19 protein-coding genes are annotated in these 14,954 nt (G+C 48.6%); 2 read left to right on the top strand and 17 right to left on the bottom strand.

All coding sequences use genetic code 11. From position 1 onward, the window contains the following. Nucleotides 1–41 precede the first annotated feature (41 nt). From AC5JL3_RS12835 to AC5JL3_RS12790, 10 genes are all read right to left on the bottom strand, one after another. Nucleotides 42–320 (bottom strand): hypothetical protein, encoded by a 279-nt coding sequence (locus AC5JL3_RS12835; protein ID WP_496074862.1) that lies wholly within the window; start codon nucleotides 318–320, stop codon nucleotides 42–44. A 46-nt stretch (nucleotides 321–366) separates the two neighbouring features. Next, entirely contained in the window at nucleotides 367–1,575 is a 1,209-nt protein-coding gene (locus tag AC5JL3_RS12830) for an MFS transporter (RefSeq protein WP_496074861.1), read from the bottom strand. Between the two features lie 34 nt (nucleotides 1,576–1,609). Beyond that, nucleotides 1,610–3,259 (bottom strand): iron uptake porin, encoded by a 1,650-nt coding sequence (locus AC5JL3_RS12825; protein ID WP_496074860.1) that lies wholly within the window; start codon nucleotides 3,257–3,259, stop codon nucleotides 1,610–1,612. 32 nt (nucleotides 3,260–3,291) lie between these two features. After that, a complete protein-coding gene (locus AC5JL3_RS12820) occupies nucleotides 3,292–3,912 on the bottom strand; it encodes an FMN-dependent NADH-azoreductase (RefSeq protein ID WP_496074859.1) in 621 nt (206 codons plus the stop codon). Nucleotides 3,913–4,084: 172 nt separating this feature from the next. Continuing rightward, complete coding sequence (locus AC5JL3_RS12815) at nucleotides 4,085–4,279, bottom strand: hypothetical protein (protein WP_496074858.1); 195 nt, start codon at nucleotides 4,277–4,279, stop codon at nucleotides 4,085–4,087. Further along, nucleotides 4,279–4,887: an isochorismatase family protein gene (locus tag AC5JL3_RS12810; RefSeq protein WP_496074857.1), complete on the bottom strand. Its 609-nt coding sequence runs from the start codon at nucleotides 4,885–4,887 to the stop codon at nucleotides 4,279–4,281. Before AC5JL3_RS12810 ends, AC5JL3_RS12815 begins: the two co-directional genes overlap by 1 nt. 110 nt (nucleotides 4,888–4,997) lie before the next feature. Continuing rightward, the gene (locus tag AC5JL3_RS12805) at nucleotides 4,998–5,738 is read right to left on the bottom strand and encodes an SDR family oxidoreductase (RefSeq protein WP_496074856.1); all 741 of its coding nucleotides are present in this window, start codon (nucleotides 5,736–5,738) and stop codon (nucleotides 4,998–5,000) included. Nucleotides 5,739–5,798: 60 nt separating this feature from the next. Next, complete coding sequence (locus AC5JL3_RS12800) at nucleotides 5,799–5,996, bottom strand: hypothetical protein (RefSeq protein WP_496074855.1); 198 nt, start codon at nucleotides 5,994–5,996, stop codon at nucleotides 5,799–5,801. Nucleotides 5,997–6,141: 145 nt separating this feature from the next. Then, nucleotides 6,142–6,756 (bottom strand): Crp/Fnr family transcriptional regulator, encoded by a 615-nt coding sequence (locus AC5JL3_RS12795; protein ID WP_496074854.1) that lies wholly within the window; start codon nucleotides 6,754–6,756, stop codon nucleotides 6,142–6,144. 64 nt (nucleotides 6,757–6,820) lie between these two features. Further along, the gene (locus AC5JL3_RS12790; protein WP_496074853.1) at nucleotides 6,821–7,249 is read right to left on the bottom strand and encodes a MarR family winged helix-turn-helix transcriptional regulator; all 429 of its coding nucleotides are present in this window, start codon (nucleotides 7,247–7,249) and stop codon (nucleotides 6,821–6,823) included. 261 nt (nucleotides 7,250–7,510) lie between these two features. Between AC5JL3_RS12790 and AC5JL3_RS12785 the strand changes: the two genes are divergently transcribed. Then, the gene (locus AC5JL3_RS12785; protein ID WP_496074852.1) at nucleotides 7,511–7,744 is read left to right on the top strand and encodes a hypothetical protein; all 234 of its coding nucleotides are present in this window, start codon (nucleotides 7,511–7,513) and stop codon (nucleotides 7,742–7,744) included. 48 nt (nucleotides 7,745–7,792) lie between these two features. Further along, nucleotides 7,793–8,023: a hypothetical protein gene (locus AC5JL3_RS12780; RefSeq protein ID WP_496074851.1), complete on the top strand. Its 231-nt coding sequence runs from the start codon at nucleotides 7,793–7,795 to the stop codon at nucleotides 8,021–8,023. A gap of 36 nt (nucleotides 8,024–8,059) precedes the next feature. Here AC5JL3_RS12780 and AC5JL3_RS12775 read toward each other — a convergent pair whose 3' ends face one another. The 7 genes from AC5JL3_RS12775 to AC5JL3_RS12745 all read right to left on the bottom strand — a co-directional run bounded on the left by AC5JL3_RS12775 (nucleotide 8,060) and on the right by AC5JL3_RS12745 (nucleotide 14,943). After that, a complete protein-coding gene (locus AC5JL3_RS12775) occupies nucleotides 8,060–9,397 on the bottom strand; it encodes a cytochrome P450 (RefSeq protein WP_496074850.1) in 1,338 nt (445 codons plus the stop codon). Between the two features lie 66 nt (nucleotides 9,398–9,463). Continuing rightward, nucleotides 9,464–9,679 carry a hypothetical protein gene (locus AC5JL3_RS12770; RefSeq protein WP_496074849.1) on the bottom strand — a complete coding sequence of 72 codons (216 nt, stop codon included), beginning with the start codon at nucleotides 9,677–9,679 and terminating at the stop codon, nucleotides 9,464–9,466. Between the two features lie 26 nt (nucleotides 9,680–9,705). Continuing rightward, nucleotides 9,706–9,948: a glycosyltransferase gene (locus tag AC5JL3_RS12765; protein WP_496074848.1), complete on the bottom strand. Its 243-nt coding sequence runs from the start codon at nucleotides 9,946–9,948 to the stop codon at nucleotides 9,706–9,708. A gap of 14 nt (nucleotides 9,949–9,962) precedes the next feature. Next, on the bottom strand, nucleotides 9,963–11,138 hold the full coding sequence (locus AC5JL3_RS12760) for a lipocalin-like domain-containing protein (protein ID WP_496074847.1): 1,176 nt from the start codon (nucleotides 11,136–11,138) through the stop codon (nucleotides 9,963–9,965). Nucleotides 11,139–11,231: 93 nt separating this feature from the next. Continuing rightward, on the bottom strand, nucleotides 11,232–13,835 hold the full coding sequence (locus AC5JL3_RS12755; protein ID WP_496074846.1) for an FtsX-like permease family protein: 2,604 nt from the start codon (nucleotides 13,833–13,835) through the stop codon (nucleotides 11,232–11,234). Continuing rightward, on the bottom strand, nucleotides 13,832–14,569 hold the full coding sequence (locus AC5JL3_RS12750) for an ABC transporter ATP-binding protein (protein ID WP_496074845.1): 738 nt from the start codon (nucleotides 14,567–14,569) through the stop codon (nucleotides 13,832–13,834). Before AC5JL3_RS12750 ends, AC5JL3_RS12755 begins: the two co-directional genes overlap by 4 nt. A gap of 179 nt (nucleotides 14,570–14,748) precedes the next feature. Continuing rightward, nucleotides 14,749–14,943 (bottom strand): hypothetical protein, encoded by a 195-nt coding sequence (locus AC5JL3_RS12745; protein ID WP_496074844.1) that lies wholly within the window; start codon nucleotides 14,941–14,943, stop codon nucleotides 14,749–14,751. Nucleotides 14,944–14,954 lie beyond the last annotated feature (11 nt).

Raw genomic sequence — 14,954 nt, 5'->3', positions numbered from 1 at the left:
TTACAAAGCAGCTTTGGGCTTTGTTTGGGCTTGAAATCTGTCTAAGTCCCGTTAGGCATCAATAGTCCCAAACCTAAGCCACTCACTGCAAGCCCGATGAGAATCTGCTCGTAGCTCTGAACCCGATCGATAATCACATAGCTAACGCCCATGGGTCTAAAGATGAGTGTGAGGATGCTGATAAAGTCTAGGCGTGTCTTGACCCGCCCATAGGCGAGGGAGGCAAAGGAGCTAAAGAGGGTGGTAAACGCGATCACTGGTTTTATTGGTATCGGATTGCTGGTTCTCGGCCCAACGGCACGCCTCGATCCTGTTGGCATTGTTGCTGCGATCGCGCCTAGTCGATCGCTCCGACACCACCACCATTTAAGGTGCTTTTGAGGCAGTAGCGGTAAAAGCCGTGACTTGCCGTTTCATAGCAATAAAACTAACCCCCAAAACCAACAGTAGTGTGCCACAAAAGGCGTAAGTCACCCCCAAACCAAACTTTTGACTCACAGGCTGGGTGACAATGGGTGAGAGAAACTGCCCCAAAAATAAAGAGGTAGAAAGTCCACCTAAAGCCCGTCCCCGCACGGCATCGGGTACAGCAGCGGATACCCACACCGTCATATTGGGCATCAGCAGTCCTAGTCCCAAACCTGCAATCGCTAAACCGATCAGGATGAGTGCATAGCTGCCCGCTAAACCAATTTGGACGTAGCCGATGCCCATGAGGAAGAAAATGAGGGGCAAAATGCTCACAAAGTCCAGTCGTGTTTTTACCTTGCCATAGCCCATAGAGGCTATGGCACTAAACAGAGTACAAAGAGCGATCGCCATCCCACTTTGGGACGCACTAGCATTCGTCAGGCTGCGGAGATAGAAGGGTAACTGTACTGGAACCAAGTAAAAGATAACCTGGCTGAGGGTCGTAACTCCATAGATAAGTAAGAGCAGCTTTGTGGGTGTGGAAGCGTTGGTGCTAGGTTGATTGCCCCTTTGGGGTGTAAGTGGGTTAACGCGACGCGGCTCGTAGATAAATGTCACAATCAAGGGCAGCAGGAGCCAAGCCAACAGATAAATCAAGAAAGGGTAGCGCCAGCTCGACTCAGCCAAAGAACCGCCAGTAGACAGAAACAAGACTCCTCCCAGCCCCATAAAGGCGGCTTGTAAACCCATGAAACTAGCGCGGGCAGCTCCGATATAGTAGTCGGCAATCAGCGTCGTGGCACTGACTATAACCCCGGCAACAGATAAACCCAGCAAGGCACGACCGCACAAAATCGCAAACAGAGAGTCCAGGAAAAAGCCAGAACTCCCGGCAAAACCATATAGTGCAGCGGAGATAACTAATAAAGGTTTGCGTCCCAGCCGATCTACAATGACTCCGGCAAGGGGCGAACCAATGACGATAAATAGCGCAGGAACCGTCAAGACCAGTCTTACCCAAAGTTCCACGTTCCCCACTGAGGCAAAGTGGTCTTGCATGGCAGGTAGAGAAGGAGCAATGGTTGCCCCTGACATCACCGTTAGCGTGCTAGCACCGAGCAACGTGGCTTTGGTTAGGAGCGAGTTAGGATTAGACTGCTTCATAAGTACATACCGTTGCTAGGTTACATTGTGTTTTTTAGAAGGAAAAGACTGTTCGTAATGTGCCAGTGACAATCGTGCCGTTAGCCTCCTGGTTAGCCGGATGGGTAATCACCTGAATCAAGGGCGTAATCCGGATATTGTCACTGACCGGGAAGTTGTAAAACGCTTCAAAATTAGTTTGAGTGGCATTCCCGACAGCACTTTCAATAAAAGGTTGACCGAGCGCAATACCGAAGAGAGCACGCGGTACAAATAAGTCTCTTAACGCCACCCCTGCCATCCAGTAGTTGGGGTTAATATCACCCAATGTCGTGTCAGGGTAGGTAGCATAGCCGTAGCGACCAAATACGCCCAGTTGGTTACTCACTGCCAGGTCAAAGTTGACCCCAAACCCCTGAAAACTGCTACCAAATACCCGACCGCCGCTGTACTGAAGGCGAACAGTAAAGGTTTGGCTGGGAGCGTATTCCAGTTCCAAAAAACCTTGGTAGGGGTCGCCGAATAACCCCCCGTCAGCCCCCCCACCCGCTGTAGGGAATAGCCGGATATCTTGAAGCCCTCCGCCACCGATTAACCGCTGGTTCTCAGGGAAACTATTTGTCGCATCCCCAGACACGTAAATTCCCCGTAACTTCAAGGCTCCTCCTGCCGGATGCCAGTCAACAACGGCACCGGCTCCCCCAGGTCTAGGGAATAGGATGAAGTTGCTGACCAAGGCTTGCGTTGAGAAGTCCAGAAAGCTGACGCTCGCATAGCGATTCTTATCCACAAAGTCTGGGGCAACTATCCTTGGACCAATCGTCACTTTTAGGTCTTGGACAGGAGCAAAGGTGTAGTACAGTCGCGCCAGGCTGAACTGACTGTCTCTACCGGGAACTGAGAAGTCCAGGGTACTACCCAGGTTGGGTTCGAGAAAGCCAGCTGCGTTATCAGTGATACCATCACTACCTGTCACCAAGCGGATTTTCAGTAGGTCGGTCCCGTGAAAGCTGGTGTTTAAGTCTAGACTGGCTCGATAAATGACCGTGGGATTGGGTTGGTCTTCGCTAACTACTGCACCTCTGGGAGCAATGATACGTTCACCATCAAACCCCCCTGCATTCACAGCGAAGATAGCTTGACCCGTCAGCTTTGTTGTTGTGGAAAACTGATATGCCTCCAGCTCGGCTGTACGAGCTTCGAGTGCATCAACCCGACCCCGCCATGTTGCTAGCTCTACGGCAAACTCCTGTTGCAGTCGCTGCAACGTCGCTAAGTCCTCAGGAGAAACTAAATTCTCTTTCTCCGTCCTGATTAGCTCATTTACTTGGTCAAGGGCTGCATTGAAAGCGGCTGCAAATTCGTAGCGGGTCATAGCTCGGTTGCCCCGGAAGGTGCCATCTGGATAACCGGCTAACGCTCCATAGCGCTCGACTAATGATTGAAGAGCCTGAAAAGCCCAATCGGTCGGCTGCACATCTTTTAGCTGGCTTACGGAAGTTACCTGACCTTCTATGGTGGTTTCCAAAGATTGGTTTTGAGAAACGGCTTCTGCATCGGCTTCAACAACAGCAGAATTTACCGTCAGCTCTTGCTTATAACTTACAACAGGAGGTTCATCAGTTTGAGCCAATACACAAGTGCTGTGGAAAATGAGACAAAAACTACCAAGACTCGCCGCAATAGATAAACCAATCTTTTTCATCGTTAGGGGTTGGGCTTACTCATCGGGCTATCTCACCAACTGGCAACCATTTTCTCAATCGCTGCACGAGCCGCAGTCAGAGACTGTTGACGAACTTCATCACCTGCCGCCAGATTATCGGCGTGAATAAACGTAATATCTGTAATGCCGATGAAGCCAAAAGCTGTTCGGAGGTAAGGTTCTTGAAAGTCGTACTGAGCGGAGGGAGTTCCAGGCCCATAAGTGCCACCACGGGCAGTAATAATCAACATCTTTTTGTTTTTTGCTAAACCTTCGTAGCCGCCATTGTTGATAACAAAAGTTCGGTTGACTCGAAGAATTTGGTCAATGTAAGCCTTGAGAGTAGAGGGGATGCTGAAGTTGAACATCGGCACTCCAAAAACATAATAGTCAGCAGCCAGAAACTCATCAATTAACTCATCAGAGGTTTTAATCACCGCTGCTAGTTCGGTCGTTCTGGATTCGGCTGGGGCGAAGGATGCTGCAATCCAGGGTTCATCCACAGCCGGAACCGGATAATGTCCTAAGTCTCGATAAGTAACGATATCGCTTGGATAAGAGGCTTTCCAGTCTGTGATAAATTCCTTCGTCAGAGTGCGTGAAATGGAGCGATCGCCACGAGGACTAGAGTCAAGGTGCAGAATGTGTGCCATATACTGTTCTCTTAAAATGTTCGAGTAGGGACAAACAACGGATAGCCCAGACGGTTAGAGATATACGGTGGGGTAGTGCCTGTTAGTTAAGAACTTCTTTCTCAATATCGATACCAAGACCTTGCGCTACCCGGATGCCGAAGTCTGGATCGGATTTTTAGAAGTGGGTAATCTACGGACAGATGTCACTTTTATAGAAATTCGACAAAGAATAACTCAATGGCGTGTACGGCGTTAGCGATCGCGTGCGTGTACTTTTCACATAGCTTTCCGCAAGAATCCCAATTAAACTGGCTGCGATCGCCTTGGCATCCGCATCATCACCGCAGTAGAAAACACTGGGGCGCTCGGAACCAAACTGTCTCATCAAGACTCGCCCCACTTACTGTGTTCTTGATACAATTTCCCAACCTCATCTCCTGTGGAGCTGTTCCAATCAGCCATTAACTCGGAGGCAAGTGATACCCAATTCGTCATCACAGCCCCAGCTTGGGTCATTCGCATAATGGCAGCATCTTCCACCAGCTTGGACTCGGTTCCTGAGACATCCACGACAACATATACTTCGTACCCAGCGCGTAAGACATCGAGTGTTGTTTGCAACACACAGTTATCGATGGAAATACCAGCCATAATCACTTTAGGGCGGTTGAACTTTTGCAAGGCTTCAACAAACTTTGGTTCATGCCACGCACTGGGGGTATGACGTTCAATTCGCCAGCCATGTGATAAATACTGGGAAATCTGGGGGAAGAACTCGCCGCGAAAACCGCCTTCATCCCCAAGGATGATGGTGGGCAGTTGGAAAATTTTGCCGATTTTAGCCAGTGCTGTGACGTTGTTCATGTAGGTGTCTCGGTCCATTGTCCGCAGCCCTGGCAGGAATCCTGTCAGGTAATCAACCATTACTAAGACGGAATTTTCAGGAGTTAGCTTGATCAGGTATTTCTGCTCTACAAGGGTTTGTGTTGTCATAGACTCACAATGGTATTTTTTCTGTGGTGATAGGACTTTGTATCTACTGCGTTACGCTAGGCAACCACGATAAAACCCCATTAGTCACCTAACTCATGGCTTTTTTAGGTTCAATCAACAGGCAGCATCGTCGCCATCCACTTTTCAACCGCTTTGGGGTCTAGTAGCAATTGCGCTGCCATTTCTGTTGCCTGCTCGCCGGGGTAAACATCCTCAACTTCATCAATCACAGCTTGCAATGCCGTCTGAGCCACCACCTCTGGAGCCACTTTGGGCGGAGGAAAATGCTTACTCATTCCAGCATCCACTGTTGCCGGCATCACAGCGACAACCAGCGTCCCCTGTTGTGTCAGTTCAGCTCTGATTCCCTGAGTCATTGATAGAGCCGCTGCCTTGGAAGCGCTGTAAGACCCATTCATGGGAAGATTGGCTTTCGCCAGAATCGTTAGCATATTGACGAGCGCTCCCCCACCATTCGCTTTCAGAATAGGAGCAAAGGCACGGCACATCAACAGCGTGCCAAAATAATTGACCTCTATCTCGGCTTTCGCACTAGAGAGGTCGGGCGCAGAGATAAACCCTTTGAGAAGCCCTATGCCAGCGTTGTTAATTAGCAGGGTAACATCCTGGCACTTGGTAGTAGCAGTACTCACAGATTGCTCATCGGTGATGTCGAGTTGAATTGGGATAACCCGTTGTGGGTCAGCCGCCACCATCTCACTCACAGAGTTGGGATTCCTTGCCCCTGCATAGATCCGAGCGGCTCCTGCTGCTTGCAGTGCCTCAACGTAATATTTACCAATACCGCCATTTGCACCTGTAACTAAGGCAATTGCGCCTTCAATCTGCATTTCTTGTCTCCTTTGCTCTAGAGTCGTAGGCTAGGTACTGCCGCTCATTCATGAAAAAAGTCACGCCGCACAAGCCGTTGACTTCTGTTTTGATTTAATATCTGTTCGTCCCCAGGTTTGAGAATGGAAATAGCGATGATGGCAATGAGACACACCGTCTGAATTGAACCGCCAGCAATCACGCCCTCTGTGTTGCAATAACGGCTTTGCCCGTTCCACTCTCGGCTGAATCACGTACTGGTAAGGTGCAACACGCATCGACTATTTGAACAGTTGGCAGCCGATTATACAGATTTTGAGCGAACGATGTAGAGCTAATTTTGAAAAAATTTGGCATTTTCGAGGCTCCATCTAAACCTGCGACTAGAATACTCGCTCTTACAAACAATTGCATTGATTTGAATCAAGCGGCGGGTGAATTCTGAAGGGTGATTTGTAGCCGTGTCCGCGTAATCATCCCTTCTTGCTCCAGCCGAGTCAAAGCGCGTGAAAGGGTTTCAGGCGTAAGCCCCAACTCGGCGGCAATATCCTTGAGTGGGCGCTCGAAGTTGACCAGATTTTGCTCTCCAGGCTGTACTTGGTAACGCAGATATCGCAGCAGCCGCTCATGAGCCGCTCGAATGTCCCGCAACTCTAAGCGGACTTTCAGCGCCTGAATTTTCCGCACCAGCATTGCCATAAAATCTTCTGCTAAGTCGGGATTTTCACGAAGTGCTGACAAAAGTAGTTGCTTGGGATAAACAATTACCCTTGAAGCGACTTCAGCCACCGCCGCACAAGGGTAAGTGTCCGAGAACAAGGCAATCTCAGCCAAACTCTTCCCAGGTCTAGCCACCTGAAACGTCACCACTTTGTCCCCAGTCGTGTAGCGCATCAGTTTAACTCGTCCCGTTTCCACAATGAAAAAGGCAGATGTTTCCTCCCCCTGCTGGAAAAGGTTTTCTCCCCGCGCCAAGTCGCGGTGTGTAATCGCATTTCGTAACTGGGCAGGCAAGCTATCCAGTGTTAACAGATCCATACAGGCTTCTCCTATCTACTCTGTTTATTTAGCTGGCTAAGTAAATCACAAAAAAAAAGAATGTTCACGTTAGGTTACTGCGGACTTGCAAAAGCAACCGACGAAACAGGAGTTGCTCCTCTAGCGTCAGGTCGGTCAAGATCCGGTTTTCCTGGACATTCCAGACGTGGGTGACTGGTTCAAAAAGCGCTCGACCCTTGTCAGTTAAGTAAATCCGGTAGCTTCGAGCATCCTGTTCATCCCGGCGCCGCTCCAGTAACCTAACTTTTTCCATGCGGTGTAGCATCTTAGTTAAGGTTGGAGGTTCCACCTCCATCAGAAGAGCCAGTTCAGATTGGATTAGACCATCGTTTTCCCACAGGTGCATGAGCAAAATCTCTTGTCCCGTGTGGAGTCCTAGTTCAGCCAGAACCACGCTAGCTTGATTGCGGTGCGCCCTACAAACTTGCACCATTAGGTAGGCAATGGTTTGGAGCATGGGTTTTTCAGGCATCTCTGTGTTTATTTAGCTGGCTAAATAAACAATAGAACAATTCCTTATTCACTAGCAAGGTGTGGAAAAAGTGTGGTTTGCCGACATGCCTCCACCTCCCCACAACAACTCAAGGTGCTCGCTGCATACAGATGGGGAGCATCCCAATGAGAGTAAATCGCCCACAGACTGGAAGTCTGAGGCTAGACAAACCAAGCCTACCTCCGTCGAACCAACGAATTGTTAAGGGTGAAAGGCGCAATTACACGAAATGTCTCGAGAGTGGGTCAGACTCGCAGAGATCGCGATAGGTTTTTGCTACCCCATCTAAAGGATTTTGGTTTAGGCAGGCTTGGAACTTTTGGGCGGCTGCTTCCCGCTGCTCTGATTCGTAGAGGGCCAGAGCTTGAGAAAACAGTTCGGCAGTTGCCAGTTTACCGGAAAGTTCAACAAGCCAGTGAATGGAGCTGTGCGATCACGCCTTCGGAATACCAGCCCAAACAGCGATCGCTCTGATTTTTTCAAGTTTATTTCGGCTTGAGTTAACAAGCTATCATAGTAGCCATGCGTATTCTGGCGATTGGACACATTCACGGCTGTTCCAAAGCGTTTGATTCCCTGATAGCTGTTGTAGATTTACAGCCGGAGGATCGATTAGTCACTCTTGGCGGCTACGTAGATCGCGAACCCGACTCAAAAGGCGTGATTAATCGGCTAATTAGCGGCAGAGTTTGGCAAGCTAATCAAAATGCTGATGTACGAACAGCTTGGATTGACGAATTTACCCCACAGTGAGTGTCTTCTCAAGCCGCTCAGGGCTTTGGAGCAGTCTCACCTAACCTCCACAGTCATAGGTAATCCGTTTTTAGGACGAGTATTGAAACTGTAGAATGGCTCGAATTGATATTCAGGGGCGACAGTTAGCCGATAGTCTTGCAAAATCGTTGCTAAATTGATTCGCATCTGCATCATTGCGAATGCATTGCCAATGCAGATGCGAGGACCCGCAGAAAATGGTAGGTAGGCAAACTTAGGAATTTTATCTTTGCAATCGGGATGAAACCGCTCTGGGTCAAAGCTAAGTGGGTTAGGGAAGTACTCCGAGCAACGATGCAGCGTCCACGGCGCAAAGAGTACAACACTGTTTTTAGGAAGGGTATAACCACCTTTAAGCACAACACTTTCTACGGCTTGACGGGACAGCAAAGTTGTGACAGGCAACAGGCGCATGGATTCTTTCAAAACCATTTCTAGGTACGGCATTTGCTCTAGATCGGGAATTGTGATCGCTCTTTGACCAACAACTCGATCGATTTCCTCAAGCAATCGTGCTTCCACATCTGGATGTTGAGAGATGAGATACAAGGTAAACGCCAGTGTATGCGCTGTGACTTCATAGCCCGCAGCAAATAAGTTCAGGACTTCGTTTTTGATTTGTTGATTCGTGAGAAGCCCTGTCGTGTCTGCGGCTTGCGCCTGAATCAGCATAGACAAAACATCGTCATGCTCTGCAAAGGACTGATGACGTTCTGCAATCAACGGGCTGAGGTGGCGATCGATAATTGCAATCTGTCGTTTGATTTCCCAATTACTAGGAATGGGCAACCAAGCTGGTACTGGAAATCCACTAAGTCGCTGGGAGAATAGTTCAATGAAGCGGATAATTGCTTGACCTGCTACATCATTGCGTAAATCTTGACCAAATAAAGCTTTAGTCGTAATGCCTAACGTTAAATCCATCATGGCTTGTGGAATATCAATGACTTGACCCGGTTGCCATTGAGAAATCATAGCCTTGGTGTAGTCCACCATGATGCTGGCATAGGCGTTGAGCCTCTGAGCATGAAATGCAGGTTGAATGGCAGCACGTAATACTTGCCACAGTTCGTCATCACTCGTGAAGAGGTTTTCGCCGAAAAACTCTTTTGCCGTGTATTTGACGATAAAAGGCTTGTGAAACTTCCTGGCTTGCTTCAGCAGAATCTCTTGCACTAAGTCAGGACTATTGACGAAATAGGCTGAACCAAGAAGTCCAAACGAGATGCGGAGAAGGTCACCTTGTCGCGCTAAATGCTCGATGTACGTGATCGTGTCCTCCCGTAAGGCACGCAAGTGTCCCCGATGAGTTTGACCTTCTGGAGTTTTTGCACTGAGGATGTTTTGAACCATTAAATTTTTAGTTGAATTGGTACAGCAAACACAAGTTATTTGAGAATTTTGTGGAAAAGAGCGTTCTTATTTCTGCAAGCTAAGATGGCGATCGAATGCCTCAATAGCATTGGCGATGCCATCTTCTGCCCTAATCTTTTGCCCGAGCGCGATCGCACGGGAACGCATAGCTTCATCGCTAACAGCCACTTGGATTGCAGCCGCCAATCCCTCCACTGATAGTTCCTTGTAGGGAATTGGTGATAGTCCCACACCTAAGTCAGCAACTCGTTGACCCCACATAGGCTGATCTCCAAAGAACGGGACGACTATCGAGGGGACACCTGCACGCAATCTTCGGCAGTGGTGTTAGTGCCTCCATGATGGACAACAGCAGCCATTCGCGGAAAAAGCCACTCATGCGGAACAGAGTCGCATAGGAATACACTCTTTGGTAGATCGGGCTGCACGTCTCCCCTAGAACCGACAGCCAAAATTGTAATCAATCGATTCTGCGAGAGCGTTGCGTTGCCGCCTTCGGCAGATCGCTCAACAGTTAGAGGTTCATTCATATTGCTTAATTCTGTTAAAGAACGTTTGCTAATGTGCTGGTGTAGCCAGTCATTTCAACATAACCTTGTGCCTGAACTGGCTTTCCAGCTTGCGTACCTTTGAACCTAACTGCGCCTTCCCAATAAGTGGTAGAAAGGTTGAGTTCTTGATTGGGCATCAACGGCTGTCCTTCCAAATTCAACGCTAGCTTTGGAATTGCAAGCCGCCACTTAGCCGGATACTGTGCTTTACTGGTTGGGCTTTTCCAAGTATCCAATACCTCTAATTGCCAATCAGTGTTGTTCAATGGTTGCACCGTACCGTCAGCAGTAATGAAAGAACCGCTAGAAACGGATTCTATGGTTCCATCTTTACGCCGCAATAGGTATAACATCAGCGAGGTATCGTTATCGAGTTGCAACGAAAACCAGTCCCAGCCCACGTCATCAGCGCTGAGAGAGCTGGTTGAGTATTCATGGTCTTTCCAAGTTAAGCCTGTAACCTCAAACGTCTCTCCTTTTACTGTTACTTTCCCAGTGGTTTCTTGATGCACAATTGAGTAGTAGTAAGAGGCATTTCCGGGTTCTGAACTTTTGGCACTGTAGCCGCGATCGCCCTGTAAAATAGGAGGCAATGTTTCCTTAACAACCAAATCTAAAGCGACTTGGTCAGTTTTAGCTGCAAGCTGCACTTGACCTGGGGCAATTTCTGTGAATGACCAATCCTGGAGCCAGACTCGATAGGGAACGGCTTGCGCTCCAGCTAATCCTGCTGCTCCTCTGCTAAAACGTTCAGCGGGATAGAAGGCTTTGTCGGCAATATCGCTAATGGTGAAATGGGCAAAATATACCTGATTAGTGCGCCAGTCTGAGCGATTATCAGTACTTACAGGTTGAATTGAAGGAGTTAAACCCCGTCGAAAAATGGTTAACTGAAACCCAAAGGGGTGACCTGTGGAGGTTTCTAAATTCCCCGTATAATACCACCACTCCGTTTGATAGTCCTCGTGAGCGCCTAAGTCCCGAGGAAACACGATTTCGCTTGGGCTAAAAACCCGTTTAAAACCATCTGAGTTGGCTTGGTTATTGTCAGCAAGCCATGCAACAGAAGCACTTCCTTTCTCGGCTACTTTCTGAGGCTGAACGACGAGCAAAGCAATGCTGCCGACGACTAAACCAACTATGAGAATAAAGGCTAAAAATCGTTTCATAAGTCTTATGAAAGGAGTCAGTATTGAGAATATAGAAGTCAGAAGAACTGCCAGTCGCACAGGAATACTTCTGGCTCCTGGCTACTTCTCAAATCATTCTTGACGGATTGCTGTAGCAATGATCGTGTTGCCCTGACGCACTGAAGGATAAATCCCTGCCAAAAGTGCTGCGACAACAGCAACCACTAATGCCTGCCAGAAGTAGCTGGGTTGTAGTTGCATCTGCAATGTCCAGCCAAACGATCGCACGTTAATCACGTAAATTAAAATCCAAGCCAAAACGTAGCCCAAAGGCATTGCCAACACTCCAGCCGTAGCGCCCATTAACCCTGTTTCCAGCAGTGTCAGCAGCCACATCTGGCGTGGAGTCATTCCTGTTGCTCGCAAAATGCCCAATTCCCTCGTCCGCTCTAATTGCAGGCTCATCAAAGCACTGAGAACCCCAATAAAGGCAACAATCACAGCAAGGAGACGCAAGGCGTTGGTGATGGCAAAGGTGCGATCAAAAATCTCCAAGGAACCATTGCGTAAGCTTTGATTGGACTGGACTAGCAAATCCTGTCGTCCCTGGAAATGATTTCGGATTGCTGCGACAATTTCATCAACCGATCGCCCTGGCTCAACAAATAAACCCACAGAAGCAATACTCTTGTCTTGCCACAAATCGACGTATAAGTCATCATCGATTAAAACTGTGCCTTGGTCGGAGGAGTAGTCGTAGAACACGGCTAGGACAGGAAAACTACGCCAACCTTCTGTCGTCTCCAAGGTGAGGGACTGTGGCGGTTCAGTCAGATTCTCTCTCAGCATCAACGCCTCGGAAATAATGATGCCTTGACCTGCGTCTAACTGTTGCCAAGGCTTTACCCCCTTGTCACGAATCCAAGCATAGGGGCGTTTGCCTTGCGACACATCTCCATCAGCAGAGATGAGTTTCACCCGTTTGTCAAATTCTTTGATGGTCGTATCAGCATCATTGTAGGTAACGAAATGGTCAATCCCCTCCCAATCCTTAATTTCCTCGACGACATCGGGAGCTAACTTACCTATGACGCGATTGGCAGTAGTGCTGGGAGGTGAGACGTAAATATCGGCTTGTAAAGTTTGATCGAGCCACTGGACAACCGTTCCTCGGAACGAGCCGACCATAATGGAAACACCCACAATAACGGAAACTGCCACCATTAAGGCGGCGATCGCAACTGAAGTTCGACTCAATGAGCGAATAATATCTCGAGGAGCCATGCGTCCCAAAATACCAAACAAACCATTTCCTAGGGGAGCAAACAGTTGCATGAACAACGCCGTTACAGGTGGTGTGAGTAAGGCAGCACCCAGCAGAATCGCAAACAATCCGGCAAAGGCAACAACCAAACCCCCTGCATTTAACCGCAGCAAGATGACTCCCAACAGAGTAAGTACGCACCAAGCAACAACTAACCAAGGGAGGATTCGCTGAACTTTGCTTTCTAATGTTGATCGTTGCAGCGTACCTTGAGGTGAAGTCCGCATCGCTTCTAAAGCAGGAATCAGGGACGCAAAAATCGCCGCACTTACGCCAATGATGATGCCTTTCACTAACGTCTGTTGAGAAACCGTGACCTGCTGGACGCTAACGACAAAATAAAAATCATTAATGGTTTGGGTAATCAATCCCACAATCGAGCGACCGAGTACAATCCCCAACCCTACTCCTAGAACTGACCCCACTAGACTCAAAACAGCAGATTCGCTGAGGATGAGAATTCCGAGTTGACCTGGAGTGACGCCCAAGCAGCGCAGAATGCCGAAGATCGGCCGTCTTTGTATCACGCTGAAGGTGACGGTGTTGTAAATCAAAAACATCCCAACCACCAATGCCAGGAGGCTTAAGGCAGTTAGGTTCAGTTGAAACGCCGCTGTCATCTGTTTAACGGCATTCTTCTGTGCTTCTGCTACTTCTACTTTCACTCCAGAAGGCAAAATAGCTTGTATTGAGCTAAGTTCGGCTTCAGTTTCAGCAATCAGGTCAATATGGCTCAGATGACCCACCATCCCCAAAATCTCTTGAGCTGAGGCGATATCTGTAAACAGAAGGTTGCTTAAGGCACGGCGAGTCACTTCATTGGCGGGTTGCAGTAGCCCGACTACACGCACGGGAATGTGCTGTCCAGCCAAATTCAGGGACAATGCATCACCCGGAGATACGCCATATTGTTGGGCTACGTCTTGGGAGAGGATAACGGTATTCGGTTCGGTCAGAAAGGTTGTAAATCCCTCTTGTCCCTGAGTGCTATCGTCGTTGTCGTTGAAATAGTTGCGAAACGGAGTTTCAGCAAACAAATCGATGCCTACCAGATGCATCGGTTGTGCGCCGAGTTCTTCTGCTACAGCATACCCTTCGACAACTGGCGCAGCAGGGATAGTACTAGCGTCTTGACGAATCTGGCGATAAATCGCTTCGTCTACTCCTGTTGGTGCGACAGCCTCAATGCGATGAGTAGTGCGTCCCGCGATCGCATCCGTGGAAAGCTCGAAGGCGCGTTGTGCTGACCCATTAGCTAGGTCGATTGATACCATCATCGCAACACCCAGCGCCACCCCCAAGATAAACAGAACGTATTGGAAGGGTCGTCTCTTGATGCGTCGCCATGCCAGTCGCCATAACGGTTGGTTAGAGATGGAAGGTTGCTTCTTAAAACTGAGTTGCTCGCTCAAGCTACAACCTCCTCCATACCTTCTGTTTTGATTGATTCTTCTTGTAGATGTCCATCGTGAACGCGCCAAACCCGGTCAGCCAGCTTGGCAATTTCGGGGTTGTGAGTTGCCATAATTAAGGTTTTGTTGGCGCTGCGCGTTAGGTCGAGTAACAGCTTCAAAACGCGATCGCCCGTTTCTTCATCCAGGTTGCCCGTTGGCTCATCGGCTAACACCAGCATTGGATCGTGGATGACGGCACGAGCAATGGCAACGCGCTGCTGTTGACCTCCTGAAAGCTTGTCGGGGAAAGCTTGAGAGCGGTCAGCCAACCCGACCTTTTCGAGGAGATTTAAAGCTTTTTGTTCCACTTCTTTCCTATCCCGCCCAGCCAATTCTTGAGGGAGCGTGACATTCTCTAAAACCGTCAAAGTCGGAATCAGGTTAAAGAATTGAAAGACAAAACCAATATGGTCGCGCCGGAACAGTGTACGCTCTCGCTCGTTTAGCTGTGTAATCGGCACGTCATTAATTAGGATAGAGCCACCTGTGGGCTTTTCGATGCCACTAATCAGGTTTAACAGGGTGCTTTTGCCGCTCCCGCTATTACCTAATAAAACAACGAATTCTCCGCGATTGAATGAGGTGTTAATCTCATTGAGGACGACCCTTGTTGCACTGCCCTCTGTAAATTCTTTACGTATCTTTTGCAGTTGAAGCAACGATGGTTTATAATCAAAGTCTTTTTTATTCAACTTTTTCACCTAAATTAGAGCCATCTTAAATTTATGTTAAGCCAATAGGGGGCGATGCCTACGGCATCTACCCTACGCACTTCCAAGTCAGAGAGGCGATCTCATTCACGGTATCGCTCTTTCTCGCGATTCGCTCTCTCCTGCCTTGCTCAAAGGGCAAAGCCTAGAGAGCGAATTAGCTAGGAGCAGACATCTGGCGGCGCTAAAGCGAATGCAATCTGCATCCTGATGTGCTTTCCGGAAAGCACATCGGGATGCGTTAGGCAAAAGTCGCGATCGCTGTTGAGAAGGACGAGTGGATTATATTGCTCTAAAAGGTCTGGTTCTGCTTTGTCGGATTTATCAAACAGTGCTTGTAGGTTGAAAAGACCCACCTTAAGCGAAG

It is taken from the genome of Symplocastrum torsivum, assembly GCF_059505465.1.
This window is presented reverse-complemented; position numbering and strand designations above follow the sequence as displayed.

What these genes read in the sequence shown, in the direction of transcription:
- AC5JL3_RS12835 (WP_496074862.1), bottom strand. Translation starts at nt 320, where the DNA reads ATGCCAACAGGATCGAGGCGTGCCGTTGGGCCGAGAACCAGCAATCCG.
- AC5JL3_RS12830 (WP_496074861.1), bottom strand. Translation starts at nt 1,575, where the DNA reads ATGAAGCAGTCTAATCCTAACTCGCTCCTAACCAAAGCCACGTTGCTC.
- AC5JL3_RS12825 (WP_496074860.1), bottom strand. Translation starts at nt 3,259, where the DNA reads ATGAAAAAGATTGGTTTATCTATTGCGGCGAGTCTTGGTAGTTTTTGT.
- AC5JL3_RS12820 (WP_496074859.1), bottom strand. Translation starts at nt 3,912, where the DNA reads ATGGCACACATTCTGCACCTTGACTCTAGTCCTCGTGGCGATCGCTCC.
- AC5JL3_RS12815 (WP_496074858.1), bottom strand. Translation starts at nt 4,279, where the DNA reads ATGAGACAGTTTGGTTCCGAGCGCCCCAGTGTTTTCTACTGCGGTGAT.
- AC5JL3_RS12810 (WP_496074857.1), bottom strand. Translation starts at nt 4,887, where the DNA reads ATGACAACACAAACCCTTGTAGAGCAGAAATACCTGATCAAGCTAACT.
- AC5JL3_RS12805 (WP_496074856.1), bottom strand. Translation starts at nt 5,738, where the DNA reads ATGCAGATTGAAGGCGCAATTGCCTTAGTTACAGGTGCAAATGGCGGT.
- AC5JL3_RS12800 (WP_496074855.1), bottom strand. Translation starts at nt 5,996, where the DNA reads ATGCGTGTTGCACCTTACCAGTACGTGATTCAGCCGAGAGTGGAACGG.
- AC5JL3_RS12795 (WP_496074854.1), bottom strand. Translation starts at nt 6,756, where the DNA reads ATGGATCTGTTAACACTGGATAGCTTGCCTGCCCAGTTACGAAATGCG.
- AC5JL3_RS12790 (WP_496074853.1), bottom strand. Translation starts at nt 7,249, where the DNA reads ATGCCTGAAAAACCCATGCTCCAAACCATTGCCTACCTAATGGTGCAA.
- AC5JL3_RS12780 (WP_496074851.1), top strand. Translation starts at nt 7,793, where the DNA reads ATGCGTATTCTGGCGATTGGACACATTCACGGCTGTTCCAAAGCGTTT.
- AC5JL3_RS12775 (WP_496074850.1), bottom strand. Translation starts at nt 9,397, where the DNA reads ATGGTTCAAAACATCCTCAGTGCAAAAACTCCAGAAGGTCAAACTCAT.
- AC5JL3_RS12770 (WP_496074849.1), bottom strand. Translation starts at nt 9,679, where the DNA reads ATGTGGGGTCAACGAGTTGCTGACTTAGGTGTGGGACTATCACCAATT.
- AC5JL3_RS12765 (WP_496074848.1), bottom strand. Translation starts at nt 9,948, where the DNA reads ATGAATGAACCTCTAACTGTTGAGCGATCTGCCGAAGGCGGCAACGCA.
- AC5JL3_RS12760 (WP_496074847.1), bottom strand. Translation starts at nt 11,138, where the DNA reads ATGAAACGATTTTTAGCCTTTATTCTCATAGTTGGTTTAGTCGTCGGC.